Consider the following 16508-nt stretch of genomic DNA (forward strand, 5'->3'; position numbering starts at 1 on the left):
ATTTTCTGCCACAAAAGGCGCTATACGCCTCGCCTTTTGCCATCCTACGGCTTTGTATTGTTGAACTTCATCTAAGTCAGCATCGCGCTTATGGCTGCCTGTGGTTGGCAAAGATCGCCTTCACCGTTTGTTTTCAGCGCCCTCAATGGCGGAATGGGCAAAAAAAATCGGCGCAACGCGCCGATTTTTCGCCTTAACACACTCAGAACTCGTAGCGCAGCCCAAGCTGAGCCGCTTTGTGCGTGTAGTTATTCTCGCCCACCTGCCCGGAAATCTGACCATAAATGTGGGTGTTCTGACGCACTTCCGCCTGCAGACCCAGTTTGGCTTCAAAGCGGTTTTTCGGGATATCGCTTGAATAGGTCGTATTGTTGAAGCTCATGCTGTTGTTCGCGTCTGACCATAACCAGTTCACCGTCAGGAACGGCTGGAACTGCGCCTTCTCGTTGCCGTCCGTCGGCTGAAGGTAGGTACGAATGCCCAGCCGCGTCGCCACGCCGCTGGCGTCATCGTTGTTCACCAGCAGGCCGTTGCGGTCATTAATGGTCGATGCGCTGTAGTGCGTGTAGCTGATCTGCCCCTGCGGTTCCACCATCCAGCGCCATTTCTCAAACGGCTTCACCGTACTCGCATAGCCCGTTTCCAGCGACGTGGTCCAGGCGCGGCTGCGATAATCTTTCGTATTTTCCGCGCTGTTATTAAACCAGCTGTACATGCTCCACAGATCGCTGTACCAGCCTTCCGCCTGCTCCGCGTTGTCGTACCAGGTGAGATACGCCCCGGCGCCGTAGCCTTCAACTTTACTGCGCGCCGAAGACCCCGTGCTTTTACTACGGCTGACGCTGTCCGCGCGGCCCCATGCGCCCATCAGACCAAAGTGATAACGATCGCCATGCTCAGTGTCCCACTGGGTCAGATCGCCGCCCAGGTGAACCACCCGGTTATTACTGTCGACGCTCAGCGACCGTCCGGCCGCATCCGATTTGGTATTGCTCGCCACCGCACGGATCCACATCCCCGGCTCAGCGCGCTCGTCGCCTTTAAAGCGTTCCAGGTACTGCGGCTCGCCCAGACGGTCATGCAGCGAGTGCATAAACAGCCCCGTCGCCATCGCCTGGTTGGCAAGGTAGCTGCCGATATCCGGGTTGAGCTGCTGCTGGCTGGTACGCAGATAGAAACTCTGGTTGTTCGGATCCAGCAGTGAGCCCTGCTCCAGCGTGTATTCATAGGCCCCCGCTTTCAGCGGCCCGCCCGCCAGCGTAAAGGCGTTCTGCTCAGACGCCCCAAGCACGTCCACCACCAGGATCCCGTCTTCGCTGGTCACGGCCCCTTTACCGCCCACCTGGTTCACCCGAATCCGCGTCGCCGCGCTGCCGGTCTGCGCATTGTCGACCACCAGTACGTCACTTTGCGAGGCGCTACCGCCTTCGTTGAGCACCGTATCGACCAGCAGGAAGCCGCCGTCAGAGATGAAGCTGCCGCCCCCGGATGTCACCGTCCCCCCGGCGTGGGCCGACTGGCCGCTCAGTTCGCTGTTCGCCGTGATCGCCAGCAGGTCACCCGCCAGCTGATTCACCGCCAGGTTCAGCGTGCCCGCATTGTGGAAGGTGTCCACGTTCAGCAGCTGCGCCTGATTAATCCCCGCCGTGGCGATGGATTTTGTGCCCTGCGCGCTGTACATCCCGGTGGTATCGACCGCACCGGCATTCTGCACGGCAGCCAGCTGAATCAGCGCTCCCGCCGCGTTATTGACCTGATTATCCCCCTCACCGAACTGCAGCAGGGCAACCTGTTTGGTATCCCGTTCGCCATCGCCGTTGGTATCGGAAAAACTGCGCAGGTTCAGGGTGTGGTAGTTGTTCAGCGTGGTATTGCTGTTGACGGCGTTCAGATAGCCGGTGATATCGCCGTAGTTGTTCAGCGTCACCTGACGCCCGTTGGTGTCGTCAATAGCGATAGCCAAATCACTCAGCGCGCCAATGCTGCCAGCGTTTTCCAGCGTATACTGCGCGCCAGAGCCGAGTGCATACGTGGAGGTGGTATCGGCAAACTTCACGCCGTAACCCTGTTTTGCCCCGCCGGAAACCGTGGCCCCGGAGGCAATGGCAATCACCCCTTCGCCGCTGCCCGTCATCGCCACCCCGCCTAACCCGGCGGCCGCATCCACATGCGTACCGGATGCAAGCTGAACGGACTGACCGTTCGACCCGCTGACGGCAATGGCCGTGCTGTTTTCACCGCTGACCTTCAGCGTGCCGGTCTCATAGTAGACGCCCGCCGTGCCATAGTTACTGATGGCATTAATGCCATATACCGGCGTGCTGCCGGTGAGCGACGCCGCGAGGATATCGCCCTGGTTGACCACCAGCGTTTCGCCGTGGTTACTTTCCGCCAGTATCGCGCTACCGTCAGCGGTCGCGATCAGCCCCTGGTTGAGCACGGTGGCATTATTGCCGCCAAACATAGAAATTGCGCCGGCGTTGCTGCCCGCGATGGTCAGCTCACCCTGGTTCCATACCGTCGCATCACCCAGCATTTCTGAGTTACGGGCAAGGATACCCGTGGAATTTGCCGCTCCCGCGCCCAGCGACAGCGTTCCCGAGTTGACGATCAGCATTTCCGCAGTGCCAGACACGTTGGGACGCTCGGCAATCATCGCCTTAATCCCAAAGGAATCGCTGCCATCAACGGTCAGCAGTCCGTTATTGCGGATATCCATCGTCCCGGAATCCATATTACTTTCAGCATGGATGCCATGTGAGGTAACGCCCTTAACAACGATCTCGCCATCATTCACCGCCGTCATGGTGATATTTTCAGCGGCTATCTGGTCTGCATAGGTTTGCATGAGGATAGCGCTGGACTCAGTATTATCGTAATCGCCCGTATAGCCTTGCTCGAGCTTAATCTTCCCGGCATTGTAGACGCTGATATCGCCCGTTCCCGCGCTAAAAACTCTTATCCCCGAGGAACTATTGCCTGCCATATTGATGACGCCGTCGGCCAGATTAGCGATAGAAATGACGCCCTTGCTATCTTCTGCCGCATGCGCAGAAATCCCGTTGCCCGCATCTCCCAGGCTGTTGATCGTGCCAGCATGTACGATGGTGCTGCCATCGCGAGAGTAGGTTTTAATCCCGGTCGCACCGAGACCCTGCGTCGTGATTAACGTGTTTTTCTCAGCGGTGACCGCCGTAGTGCCCTGGTTCGCATAAGCCAATACCGCCGGGTTATAGTCTGCAGCGACACCCGGTGCCTCCAGCGTCAAGGTAATATCAGACCCTTCACTCAGAACAACCTCTGAATGCCCCTCTTCACCTTTATGTTCGGTATAAATCGCCGCCCCCTGAAGCCAACCGCCGAGGCTTTGACTCACCGTGAGATCGATATTCGAATTGCTTGTGGTGACGATGGTCGACCCATCGGTGTCGCTGCGCAGGTAGAGACCGCCCCAGAGCCATTTATAATCTATTCGGCCTTTAATGACGGAATCTAATACTGTAAGACTCAGATCGCCATAATTGGGATTGCTTTCCGTGCTATTGCCTACCCCCAGACTAATAATGCTAGGGATATTCATCCCCTTAAACGTGTTACCTAACTGAAAGTCGATAATATTGTAATTCTTTACCACCAGATTATGCACACCGCTTAAGCCACCCTGTTGAAGAATGGAATCGTTACGGTCAGGCAGACTTGTACCGTCCCATGTCATGGTATCACCATCCAAAATGGGGTTTGCTAACGCAGTCGCAGGGAAAAGGATCGTAGATATCACCATCGCGAGAATTTTTTTACTAAATAACATGCGCATATTGCACCTTCCAAATATTTCCAAATTAATTAATTTTTCAGTCAAAAAGTGCTGAGGACTTATTGACGGCGCATAACTTGTTTTTTGATATAAGAGGGGTAAGCGATGCTATTAGCAAAAAAGGATTGACGGTGATAAGGCAATGGCGGTCGCCAACATGCGTGCTGGAATGTACTCGCATCATAATCTCCATTTATTTTAACGTGTTGCCTATTGGCATCCTGCCACTCACGCGCCCAGAGGCTTAAATTCAGGTGTAGCACTATGCCTGACCAGCAACGTTATCAGTGTACAAACAGCGTATTTGTCATTATATAATGCATGCATCTACAATATATGCTTAAGCCATTAACCCTCGACGGCAACGACAGCATATTCATTGATGCCTGTATTCATCATTTTTTCTAACCATAGGATACTACCGGCTTAATATCACTCATTTTGCCGATGCTATAGTAGGGCAGAACCGCGGCCACCTCCCCCTGAAAACTTTATATTTTCATCAACATAAAAAGTTGTCAAGGCGGAAATCCCTGCACATAAACATAACAATAAACGGCTCTACCACATATAGGACAATAATCTTATCCGCCCTATAAAAATGGAAAAAAAACTCTCAAAATATAGCGTCATTCTTTATAAAAAATAAGAAACGCGATTTCAAATAGGATTATTAATACCAGGGCTAAGATTATTACTATAGAACAATAATTAAAACTGACGTATCCACACATGAACGTGTGGTTAGTTTACATACAGCCCCAGAAGGAAGGCACTGCCGGAATCGTATCTTATGCATCAAACAAACGTCAGCCCGCGGCTTTTCTTTGTCTGGAATTTACACACAGCTTACGTAGCGATTACAGATCCAAGACCTGGCTAAGTTCTCTGATGTTGTCTCTGAAAATATCGAGATGCTGTGCCTTAAAGAGGTAAACCTCTGAGAAAGCGATAATAAGAGCGGTAAACAACAGCGAATAAATGAAAACAAACGCGATTCTGGTCATCATCAACCCTCCATGGTCAAGACGTCGCACCGTCGCGTTTACTGAGAGGATAAAAACGACGGTGAACCGGTTATGCCATATGATGGCACTGACAGCCTATCCTGGTCTGCGCTAATTTATATGCCGCAATCGCGTAGAACACGGCCATCGCAAAACCGACGATCGGATAGAACATAAACCCAAATAGCAGACAGGAGAGAATATGGCCGAGACCCGCAAGGAGGAATCCACGCCGCTTCAGTCGAAATTTTCCGTAAGAAAAAACGTAGATCAGGTAGGCGGCGATAGCGACCATAACAAACAGCTTCATTGACAGGAAACGCTTGGAAATGTTGAAGTCTTCAAAACCCAAGTGTGGCAACAACAACACAACACTGAAGGCAAAGAACATCAGTGAGGATAGCTTCACCCAAGCCAGAACACCCTTCCAGAAGGATATTTTGATCATCTAATTTAGTCCTTTAAATATAAGCATCATGGGTTAAATTAAAAATAACGTCATCATCTGAACAGTGATGATGATGGCATTATTAAATTCTGAATAAATCGCCCGTCCCTTCGCGCCGGTGCATTATAGTCGTGATGAGTTAGAGTTCTGCAAGTCGTGTGTAAATTAATGTCATAGTTAACGTATTCGCGAGCATTATCCGCCTTAGAATATATGATAAATTACGTAAAATCACCGGCCAAGCCCATCAAAAAAGACGACCTCTACGCCTATTTTATGAATCATAAGATTGATGGCTCCCCTGCCATAGGTAAAATGACTCAAAACCATCCAATGGCTACCCGATAATCATCGAATACATTCACCCGTCAGACGTTCTCTCTGCTGAACACTCGCCCCCTCTCCTGCCCCGTGGCTGTCATTGCTACACGGCCCTGGCACAAATCCACAAAGGAGAAAGCCAGCGGCAAGGAAATTTATAACTTAGATCACGGAAATTAATTTCTAAATCATAAAACCTATTTCCAATACCACCTTGTTAAGATCCCCTCCGAGAGCCAATGCCGTGCCCGCACGGTATATTAAAAGGTGCACTCCATGCGAAAAGATTTAACCAGCAATGAGTTACGTATCTATAAATTCTGCCAGGAAAACCCTGCTGACGTTTATAAGATGAAGATTCACGAACTGGCCGAACGCGTATACACCACCGCGCCCTCCATTTCTAAACTGGTAAAAAAGCTGGGGTTTAATAATTATCAAGAGTTTAAGGTCGACATTCGACATGTGTTCTCAAGGGCGAACCACTCGCAACAACACAATGCTTTTATCAGTGAATACATGCAGGAGATGCAGGACGCCTTAACCAAAGTATCTGAAAGTAAAGTAAAAGCATTTTGTGATTTTCTGTCCGACTGCAACACAATTATTACCTGGGGATATGGCACCTCTGATAGCGTAGCTAAATATGTCAGCTATAACCTGATGGTGCTGGGTTTTAATATTCTTAATGAAACGGACTACACCAACTGTAATGTGCGCAGCCGTTTTCTGACTAAAAATGATTGCGTATTGATTGTCTCCAACAGTGGTGAATCTGAAATGCTGGAAGAAATCATACTGAACGCCCGGAAAAACGGCATAAAAGTGGCGGCAATCACCAGTCGTTCCAATTCAACGCTGGCACTGAACGCCGATGCCGTATTGCTCTATAAAAATGCCATTATTAAAGATACGGCATTTGAAAATATTAGCTACCCGATACAAATAGCCATCATAGATATCATGCTTTTCCATTTATCGAACGTCAGAAAAGTATCATTAAAATTTAATTCAAAGGTAGAAGATTAATGAAAACCGTTAAACTCGTCGTCATTGGCGCAGGAAGCAGCTACACGCCAGAACTGATTGAAGGCGTGATTAAAAACCACGCTCAGCTCCCCGTCTCCCATATTGCGTTCGTTGACGTAGAGATGGGCAAAGAAAAAATGAACATCATTTTCCAACTGACCCAACGCATGCTGGCCAAAGCGGGCTTAGCCATCGACGTGACCCAAACCCTGGAGCGGAAAACGGCCCTGCAGGATGCGGATTTCGTGGTCACGCAGCTGCGCGTTGGCGGTATCGACGCCAGAATCGTCGATGAAAAGCTGCCAAAATCATACGGTTTTATCGGCCAGGAAACCAACGGCGCTTGCGGAATGTTCAAAGCCTTGCGCACCATTCCGGTCATCATTGATATTGCCAATGAAATGCACGACATCTGCCCAAACGCCTGGCTGATTAACTTCACCAACCCGGCCTCAATGGTCACTGAAGCGGTGCTCAAATACAGCCGCAACCGTCGGGTTATTGGCCTGTGCAATGGCCCTATCAACATGACCCATCAGGTTGCCGCGCTGCTGAACGCCAGCATTGACGATTTATACGTCGAGTTTCAGGGCGCCAACCATATGAACTTTATTACCAAAATTCTGCACAAAGGCGAAGACCGCACGCGTGAAGTTATTGCGTTAATCAACGCGGCGGATGTCGACACCCTGAGTTTTAAAAACGTCAGCAACGAACAGTTTAATAAAGAGCTGCTGGCTGCAACCCACCTGATCCCATCGTCGTATTTAAAATACTACCTCAAAACCACTGAAATGCTGGCCGAGCAGGCTGCTGCCGAGCTGTCGCGCGGGGAAGTCGTCAAAAATATCGAAGCGGCGCTGTTCAAAAAGTACAGCGATGTTTCCCTTGAGGAAAAACCGAAAGAGCTGGAAGCCCGTGGCGGCGCACTCTATTCCACCGCAGCGCTGAACGTCATTCGCGCCATCTACCTGGACGATAAAAGTATTCAGACCGTTAACGTGCGCAACGACGGCGCTATCACCAATTTACCGACCGACGCGGTGGTGGAAGTGAACTGTGTGCTGACCCGCAATGGGCCCATGCCAATTTGCACCGGCGAGATCCCGTCTCCGGCCAAAGGCATCGTCGCCATGATGAAAGACTACGAAGCGCAAATCGTCAAAGCCGCCGCCACCGGCGATTATCAGGCGCTTATCGCCGGGTTTATTTTCAACCCATTATGCTCCAGCGATAACGCGGGCGTTGCGCTGGTCAAAGATATGCTGCGGGCCAACAAAAAGTACCTGCCGCTGTTTGCCAACACGATTGCGACACTTTAACGGCGGGATGATACAAATGAATTCTACAGCTTTTGATAGCCAATCCGCGCTGGCCGCTCAGATTGTCAGCGAACTCGCCGCGCTCAAGCCGCACTCCCGCGTGCTGATCCCCTCCGGCAGCACGCCGCGCTGGGTTTACGATGCGCTGGCGGCAACGCCTATCGCCGAACGCCTGACCTTTTTTGCGCTCGACGAGTGGGTGAACGTGCCCAACGAATCTGACGGCAGCTGCTTAAGCATGATTAATCAGGACTTTGTGCACAAGTGCGCGCATCCGGTTCGGTTAGTGCATTTCGATCCCTTTGCTGCAACAGCGCAAAATATTGCCCACTACCAGGCGGCGCTTGAGGGCCAGGAGTTTGACTATGTGATTCTGGGCGTGGGCATGAACGGGCATATCGGCTTAAACGAACCGGGCGTGTCCTTTGCTGCGGATTATCTGCAAACGCAACTCGACGACGTCACAATTCGCGTCGCCAGCCAGAAATATTTCTCGGCAGAGGTCACGCTCACCGAAGGCATTACCGTAGGGCTGAACAAAATTATTAAGGCCGGAAAGGTGATTGTCATCATCAACCACGAAGCGAAAAAAGACATTTATCAGACTATCGTCAACGGCGATGCTCAACGGACTCAGGTTCCTGCTATCTACCTAAAACAATTCCCGCACGTTCATTATTACGTGACCAAAAACCTTGAAGGGTAATCGGCGATGAGCATAACCTCTCTACTCGAACAAAAGATGTTGCCACTGGCCGAGAGAATTTCGGCAAACATCTACCTGACGGCGCTTAAGAACGCCTTTATTGCCCTGATCCCGTTTTTGATTGTCGGTTCTTTTTTCCTGCTGCTCACCAATTTTCCCATTGCGGGCTACAACGAGTTGATGACCTCGCTGCTGGGTAAAGGCACGCTGGATAAACTCAACTACGGCATCAACGCCAGCTATGGTTTGATGACGCTGCTGGTGATAATCACCTTCTCTAAGGAACTAGTCGACAAGCTCAACCTCAGCCAGAGTACCGCGATTTTACCCGTGGCGATTTTCTTCCTGATGCTGCCGGGCAGCGTGACGACGGAATCGGGTGGCCTGGTTGCCGATGCCTACGCGCTGCTTGATTTCAGCTCGGAATCGATGTTTTTAGGCATTATCGTCACCGTCATCACCATCAAGATGGTTCAGTTTCTGGAAAACCACGCCTTTACCATCAAAATGCCGGAGAGCGTACCGAGCGAAATTGCGAAATCGTTTAAATCACTGGTACCCATTTTAGTGGTGCTGTTGTTCTGGATCATCGTCAAAACGCTGTTTGCAGCCACCCATTTTGGCACGCCGGGTAAATTCATCAGCGTCATGCTGCAAGAACCGCTGCTGTATTTAGGCAACTCGATCTTCTCACAGCTGGTTGCCGAAACGATGATCAGCCTGTTCTGGTTCTTCGGCATCCATGGCGACTCTATCGTGACCTCCGTCATGGGGCCAATCTGGCAGACGCTCAGCGCGCAAAATCTGGCGCAAACGCAGGAAGGGCTGGCAGCAACGAATATCATCACTCAGCAGTTCAGAGACGTGTATTTAATCGCCGGTGGCACCGGCTTTACCGGCGCGCTGCTGATCAGCATCTTTATGGTGGCCAAAAGCACGCGGTTAAAACAGCTCTCAAAGCTGGCGGCACCTGCGGCCATCTTTAACATCAATGAGCCGATTATTTTTGGCCTGCCGATCGTTCTCAATCCGCTGATGCTGATTCCGTTTCTGATTACGCCGATCGTTCTGTGCACGATCACTTACGCGGTGATTGCCCTCGGATGGGTACCGCCGACCTCCGGTATTTCCATTCCGTGGACGACGCCGATTTTTGTCTCTGGCTTTCTGACCACCGGATTTTCCGGGGTCATCTTACAAGCGGTGAATTTGATTATCGCGACCGCCATTTATCTGCCGTTCGTGAAGATTTTAGACAAACAATATCTTCATGAAGAACACCAAATGGTCAATGCATCCGGCGTGCTACAGCCGCTGTAATAACGCGCCCCTCTTTCCGTACGGAGGAGGGGCGAATCACCGCCGGTGGCGAAGGCGCTAACGGGAAGCCAGTAGCTTCAGCCAGTTCACTAATTTCCAGATATTTGCCGAATGCGACCCTTTAAATAAAACGGTATCACCGTCCTGGATATCACGCAGATACGAGGTTCTGAACGTATCAACGCCCTCAAGCAGGATGCAACGCTGGGCACCGGAAATGGCGCCGGCATAGTCCTGATACGTTTGACCGATCAGATAAATGGTATCAATCTTGCTGCGGGCAATATGTGCCACCAGCGCACGATAATATTGATCGTATCCATCACCCAGCTCAGCCATTTCGCCCAGAACCAGCACTTTTCGCCCCGGCAGAACAGAGTCACTGAGCTGTGATACCGCCATCATCATCGAACCCGGATTGGCGTTATAGGCATCATCAATCACCGTGATCGGGTGGGCGGCCACGGTCAGGTGATTCACCTCTCCGCGCCCCGGTAGCGCCTGAAAACGCGTCAACCTTGTTAGCGCAGCGTTGGGGTCATAGCCAAGCGCAGAAACAACGGCGAGCGCGGCGACGCTGTTGAGAGCCATATGCAGGCCCTCCGCCTGGAGGGCATAGCTAAACGGCTGGCCAAATATCTGCGCCGTGACCCCGTTAGTTGCCGGATCGTGCGTCAGCAGACGGCAATCACAGCCTTCCCGTTGGCCGTACGTCACGATGCGCAGCCCCTGCTTCACCGCCGCCGCATAAATACAGTCCCATTCCTGCATATCGCGATTGAGTACCGCAATATCACCGGGCTTCATACCGAGAAAAATCATCGCCTTCGTGCGCGCGATATCGTGCAGCGACTGGTTATCGCGAAGGTGGACGGCCTGAATATTGGTCACCACCGCCACGGTCGGGCGCACCATCCGCGCGCTGAGATCCATACGACCAATCGCCATCTCAACGACCACCTGCGGCGTATTCCACGGCATTGACGCTATATTCCACGCAATACCGCGCGGCAGGTTCGCATTTTGCTGGCTGCCAAGCGCCGGTCCCCACTCGGCCAGTGCGGCTGTCAGCATCGCGACGCAGGTTGTTTTTCCTGCGCTGCCCGTCACGCCGACGACGTTACCCTGCATTCTGTCACGCGCGTATCGTCCTAAACGCATCAGCGTCTCGTTTCGGTCTTCAACCAGATAAACCGGCGTAGTTCCATCGACAGGCCATTGTGGATCATCGACGATAAGGGCCGTCGGGAGATACGGCAACGTCTCGAGTCGTTCTGCCAGGATGCCACCGGTTTCATTCTCCGGCCGCACGCAAACCATATTACCGGGCTGCATGGCGGGCGCAAAAATGGAAACCCCCGAAGCTTGCCAACCATCGGGCGGTGGGTTCAGCCAGCGCCCCGGTGCGGCATCCATAAAGGATTCACGCGTCCAACAGCTCGCCGCTAAAATTCCTTTTTCATTTGTCTGACCCATTTTTAATTTTTTACTCCAGATACATTTTATTCTGACGCAGCGATACGGGCAGAAGATACGCGTAATGATTCAATACGTTATGCCCAAATTAACGGTTCCCGGTAAGGTAACTTTCTATTCTCAGAGCAATATAGTAAAAATGTAGAATACATAAATCGCAATACGTAATGGTATTTTAATGCGATTCATCTCAGACAGGGCGTCACAATATGACAAGGAGCTTAAATGTCGCTGAGCCATCTACTTGCGCATGTGCGCCCTAAGCTGGAAGCGCTTAACGCAGCCGCGCAGCCGTCCCCTTTTCCGGGCTATATTCTGTTTCTCAGCGCCTCGAATGGCCAGAGCCGCTGCTATACCGCCTATGCCAGCGCCGAGTCTCTGGAAGAGGCCTGGCAGCGCGCCGAGGATGACCTACAGCGCTGGGCGCAACAACAGCCGCATCAGCCTATCTGGCTACGTGCCGATCTGGTCGACAAAATTCAGACGCTGCGCTGGGATGCGCTGCAAGAGAAGCTCGGCAAAACCAAACGGAATTATTTCCGCTTTGGCCTGAGCCTGACGCCCGACTTCCAGCGCCCGATTCTCGAGCAGGAAATTAACGCCAACGCGCTGCTGTACCACGGTGCAGAAGGCGTTGCAACGCCCAATGCCGCCAATCTGGCCCACTATTCTCGCTGGCGCTTTGCCACTGTCTTACGCTGGCCGGAAAAGCCCGAGCAGCTAATCTGGCGTTTTACGACCCGCAGCCTGTTCTGCGACGACGAGCGGGTCTACCCCATCGAGTCAACGGGGCGCAACGCCGGCTATCGCCAACTGTCACACTGGCAGGAAGAGGCGCTCGATCCGATGATCGGCTCCGCAACGGACTACCTGGCGCGTCAGGTCACCCCCTCTGGGCGCTACGATTACGGCTGGTTCCCCTGCTTCGATCGCGCGATTCCAACCTACAATGCCCTGCGCCATGCCAGTTCAACCTATGCACTGCTGGAAGGCTGGGAAGTTACCCAGGCCCCCGCGCAGTTTGCCGCCATTGAACGCGCGCTGAACGATCTCTCCACCGAGCTGATTGCCACCCGCACGCTACCGGACGGCAGCGACGCCGATTTCCTGATCGACACCGGCGGTGAAATTAAACTCGGCGGCAATGCGGTTTGCATCCTCGCGATGGCGAAATATACCGAACTGACCGGCGACGAGCGCTACCTCGCACAAATGCAGCGGCTGGCCAACGGCATCGGCTTTATGCAGAAACCAGAAACCGGCGGCTTTAACCACGTCCTGCACGCGTCGGACCTGTCGCTGAAGGCGGAGCACCGCATCATCTACTATGACGGCGAAGCCGCCTTTGCGCTGATGCGTCTGTACGGGCTCACAAAAGCGCCGCGCTGGCTGGCGATGGTGGAACGCGCCATGGATCACTTTATCGCGCAGAAACACTGGCAGGCTCACGACCACTGGCTAAGCTACTGTGTAAACGAGCTCACGCTGTACCGTCCGCTTGAGCGCTACTATCAGTTTGGTCTGGACAACGTGCGCGATCATCTCGACTTCGTCATGCATCGGGTCACCACCTACCCCACGCTGCTTGAGCTGATGATGGCCGCGTCCCGTATGCTGGCCCGGCTGGCGGAGTCAGAACATCGTCATCTGCTCGACGGTTTTGATCTCGACCAGTTCAACCTCGCGCTGGAAACACGGGCGCGCTACCTGGCCAACGGCTTTTTCTGGCCAGAACTGGCCATGTTCTTCAAGAACCCGGCCCGCATCGTGGGCAGCTTTTTCATTCGACATCACAGCTTCCGGGTACGCATCGACGACGTAGAACATTACCTGTCTGGCTATGTCGCTTACCGAAAACACTGGCGTCATCAACATGGCTATACGGCATAAACTCCTGATGATGAGCGTTCGCTGAATGAAGCGCCTGCGGGATCGCGCGCATCCGTTTGTCTGGAAACGATGGTTCTCATTGTTTCTGGCGCTGCTGCTGTTTGTGCCTCCGGAGCTGGGCGCAGGCTGGGATTTCAATACCATCAATCAGCGAACTCAGCGCCTGTATGGCCCGGCGACGCCTGCCGCACAGCGTAATATTGACGCCTGGGAGGCGTTGCTAAAACAACCGACGCAGGGCAATATTCAGGCCACGCTGAACCGCGTAAACCAGTTTTTTAATTCGCGGATCCGTTTCGTCGATGATATGACGGTGTGGGGGCAAGAAGATTATTGGGCAACGCCGGTAGAGGCGCTGCGTAAAGGTGCGGGAGACTGTGAAGATTACGCGCTGGCGAAGTATTTCACCCTACGTGAATTAGGCGTTCCGGCCAGCCAGCTGCGCATTACCTATGTTAAAGCCTTACAATTAAATCAGGCACATATGGTTGTCACCTGGTATTCGACGCCGGATGCAATTCCGCTGGTCCTCGATAACCTTAAGCCCGCCATCTTACCCGCTACCGCCCGCAGCGATCTGCTCCCCGTGTATTCCTTTAACGGGGAAGGCTTATGGATCCCACAGGCCAGCGGCAGCAAGCGCGTGGGCGACAGCAAAAGGCTCTCTCGTTGGCAGGATCTTCTCACCAGGATGCGTGCAGAAGGATTTGTAATTAATGAATAGGAAGCGGTCATGTCCCTTTATAAACAGCTACTGATTGGCATCTGCCTGTTTACGCTGACGATCTTCTGCGGGAATTTTTTCGCCACGCTGGAAAGCTCGCGCGAACAGTACCATAACCAGCTGAGCGCCCATGCCCAGGACGCCGCCACAGCGCTCGGCCTGTCGCTGACCGCGCACATCGACGATCCCGTCATGACGGAGCTGATGGTGAACTCGATTTTTGACAGTGGCTACTTCTACCGCATTCAGGTCGTCGATATCAAAACCGGCCACCCAATTATCGAACGCCAGAACATTCCGCCCAGCGCTAACGTGCCGGGCTGGTTTGTCCGGATGGTGCACCTGAACCCCGGCCAGGGGGAAGCCATCGTCATGCGCGGCTGGACGCAGGCCGCGCGCGTGGAGGTGGTTAGCCACCCGATGTTTGCCCTTTCACGCCTGTGGAGCAGCCTCGTCGCCAGCTTCCTGTGGCTGACCGGCTGTAGCGTGCTGTGTATTCTGGGCGCCACGTTCCTGCTGCGCAACCGCCTGCGCCCGCTGAACTACATCGTTGAACAGGCCACCGCCATCAGCCGTCGCGAGTTCCTGAGCCTGCCCGCGCTGCCAAAAACGCCGGAACTGCGCCGGGTTGTAGAAGCCACAAACATGATGGTCACGCAGCTCAAAGCACTGTTCAGCGAACAGGCTAAACGGACCGAGTCTCTGCGTCAGGAAGCCTATAACGACAGCCTCACTGGCCTGAACAACCGCCGCGCCTTTGACATTAAATTCCAGACCCGCCTGAGCGATGAAGATCACGCCGACGGCAACCTGATCCTGCTGCGCGTCCAGGATCTGATGGGCCTCAACCAGCGTCTTGGCGGCGCCAACACCGACACCCTGCTTAAAGCGGTGGCCGATATTCTTAACAACCTCCAGCAGCGCTTCTTCCACGCAGAAGGCTTCGTCGCCCGCGTGCGCGGCGGTGAGTTTGCTATCATCACCGCGCCGGTGCTGCCGACGGAAATGGAGAGCTTCGCCAGCGCCCTCAGCACTCAGCTAAAATCACTGAACGAAACCGGCCTGAGCGACGTCACGCCGGTGGCGCACTTTGCCCAAGTCGCTTTCCACTATGGCGATACCCCACAACATCTGCTGCGTCAGGCGGATCAAATCCTGGTGGCGGCAGAAGCCGACATGCGCACGTTCGTCGATGCTAACGCCAACGCACAGCAGGTGACCGACGAAGATCACCACCACTGGCATCAGCGTCTGACGGACATTCTGGACAGAGAAGCCTTCGAGCTATACTCGCAGCCGGTTTACGAATGCAATACTAAACACATTGTTTTACATAGAAAAATACTGGCTCGCATTAAAACCGCCGACGGCGAAATCATCCCAGCAGGCCGCTTTATTCCCTGGGTTCGCCGCCTGTCGCTCGGCCGTCGCATGGACGTCGTCATGCTCAAACAGACGCTGCGCGCCATGGAAAGCACCAGCCATGCCTTTGCGCTTAGCATCAGCGGTGAAAGCGTTGCCGACGATGACAGCCTGAACGCGCTGCTCCAACCGCTCAAAGCCGCACGCCATCTGGCGTCGCGCCTGACGCTTGAGCTGGACGAGAACGAACTTCCGGAACCAGACCGCGTCAACCTGCTGGTGAAAAAACTGCAAGAACTGGGCTGTGGCCTGGGGCTCCAGCACTTCGGCGGCCGCTTCCACCTGATTGGCAACCTGCCGCAGTGGGGGCTTGCCTGGATTAAAGTCGACGGCGGCTATATCCATCAAATCAATAAAGAAGAAGACAAAAAGCTCTTTATCGAGGCCATTTACTGGGCAACGCGGCAGATTAATTTACCCCTTATCGCCGAGCGGGTTGAAACCGAAGGCGAACTGGCAGTGCTGGAAAAAATTGGCCTCTACGGCGCTATGGGCCGCTATTTTAGCGATGCCAGCACCCTATAATCATTTTCAGGAGAACGGCCATGCATTTTATTGAACGCGATGGTGAAGGACGGATCGTCAGGGTTGAAGCCGTGGAGTTTAGCGGGATGACCGAAAAAAGCGCGGAGACCACGGCAGAAATTAACGAGTGGCTTAAGGTTGAAGGTCTCCGTGCAGCCACGCTCCAGCGCCTTCAGCAGAGCGACCTGGATATGGTCCGCGTACTGGAAGACTTGATTGAAGTACTGATGAGCAAAGGTATCATTAGCATCACCGACCTGCCGCCAGCAGCACAAAGCAAGCTGTTGAACCGTGCTCAGGCGCGTCAGGCACTGAGCGGGCTGGAAGGACTGATCGGCGATGACGATGAAAGATTGATTTAAACGCTCAAGAAAACTGATTATTTAAGGCATGTTAATACTTTGCCTTAAATATAATTAGCGTTCTAAGTATTAATATTAACCCACCTATATTAGGTGGTTTTTTTATCGTTCCATCGCATTAAAACGACATTAAAATCAAAGA

Annotated in this window: 10 protein-coding genes and 1 pseudogene; 8 read left to right on the forward strand and 3 right to left on the reverse strand. The window is 53.1% G+C overall.

Annotated elements, in window-relative coordinates:
• Window positions 1-202: 202 nt before the first annotated feature.
• Window positions 203-3715: an autotransporter family protein gene (locus H7R76_RS21615; protein ID WP_182966438.1), complete on the reverse strand. Its 3513-nt coding sequence runs from the start codon at window positions 3713-3715 to the stop codon at window positions 203-205.
• Between the two features lie 1176 nt (window positions 3716-4891).
• The gene (locus H7R76_RS21620) at window positions 4892-5269 is read right to left on the reverse strand and encodes a hypothetical protein (RefSeq protein WP_106927381.1); all 378 of its coding nucleotides are present in this window, start codon (window positions 5267-5269) and stop codon (window positions 4892-4894) included.
• A gap of 597 nt (window positions 5270-5866) precedes the next feature.
• On the opposite strand from H7R76_RS21620, the gene H7R76_RS21625 reads away from it, so the two are divergent.
• The 4 genes from H7R76_RS21625 to H7R76_RS21640 are packed head-to-tail and all read left to right on the forward strand — an operon-like array spanning window position 5867 to window position 9967.
• On the forward strand, window positions 5867-6619 hold the full coding sequence (locus H7R76_RS21625) for a MurR/RpiR family transcriptional regulator (protein WP_106927379.1): 753 nt from the start codon (window positions 5867-5869) through the stop codon (window positions 6617-6619).
• Window positions 6619-7941: a 6-phospho-beta-glucosidase gene (locus tag H7R76_RS21630; RefSeq protein WP_182966440.1), complete on the forward strand. Its 1323-nt coding sequence runs from the start codon at window positions 6619-6621 to the stop codon at window positions 7939-7941. Before H7R76_RS21625 ends, H7R76_RS21630 begins: the two co-directional genes overlap by 1 nt.
• Window positions 7942-7957: 16 nt before the next feature.
• Window positions 7958-8647 carry a 6-phosphogluconolactonase gene (locus tag H7R76_RS21635; protein ID WP_182966442.1) on the forward strand — a complete coding sequence of 230 codons (690 nt, stop codon included), beginning with the start codon at window positions 7958-7960 and terminating at the stop codon, window positions 8645-8647.
• Between the two features lie 6 nt (window positions 8648-8653).
• The gene (locus H7R76_RS21640) at window positions 8654-9967 is read left to right on the forward strand and encodes a PTS sugar transporter subunit IIC (protein WP_182966444.1); all 1314 of its coding nucleotides are present in this window, start codon (window positions 8654-8656) and stop codon (window positions 9965-9967) included.
• Window positions 9968-10024: 57 nt separating this feature from the next.
• Here the strand turns inward: H7R76_RS21640 and H7R76_RS21645 are convergent, their stop codons facing one another.
• Window positions 10025-11443, reverse strand: coding sequence for a UDP-N-acetylmuramoyl-tripeptide--D-alanyl-D-alanine ligase (locus tag H7R76_RS21645; protein WP_182966446.1), 1419 nt, complete (start codon window positions 11441-11443; stop codon window positions 10025-10027).
• A 225-nt stretch (window positions 11444-11668) separates the two neighbouring features.
• On the opposite strand from H7R76_RS21645, the pseudogene H7R76_RS21650 reads away from it, so the two are divergent.
• The 4 genes and pseudogenes from H7R76_RS21650 to H7R76_RS21665 form a co-directional block, all read left to right on the forward strand.
• Window positions 11669-13303: pseudogene (locus H7R76_RS21650) on the forward strand (Mur ligase); the annotation flags it as partial.
• Between the two features lie 55 nt (window positions 13304-13358).
• Entirely contained in the window at window positions 13359-14057 is a 699-nt protein-coding gene (lapG, locus tag H7R76_RS21655) for a cysteine protease LapG (RefSeq protein WP_106927367.1), read from the forward strand.
• A gap of 9 nt (window positions 14058-14066) precedes the next feature.
• Complete coding sequence (gene lapD / locus H7R76_RS21660; protein WP_106927365.1) at window positions 14067-16004, forward strand: cyclic di-GMP receptor LapD; 1938 nt, start codon at window positions 14067-14069, stop codon at window positions 16002-16004.
• Window positions 16005-16024: 20 nt separating this feature from the next.
• Window positions 16025-16366, forward strand: coding sequence for a tryptophan synthase subunit beta (locus tag H7R76_RS21665; RefSeq protein ID WP_106927363.1), 342 nt, complete (start codon window positions 16025-16027; stop codon window positions 16364-16366).
• The last annotated feature ends 142 nt before the right edge of the window (window positions 16367-16508 follow it).

It is taken from the genome of Klebsiella sp. WP8-S18-ESBL-06, from assembly GCF_014169755.1.
Lineage (GTDB): Bacteria > Pseudomonadota > Gammaproteobacteria > Enterobacterales > Enterobacteriaceae > Kluyvera > Kluyvera ascorbata_B.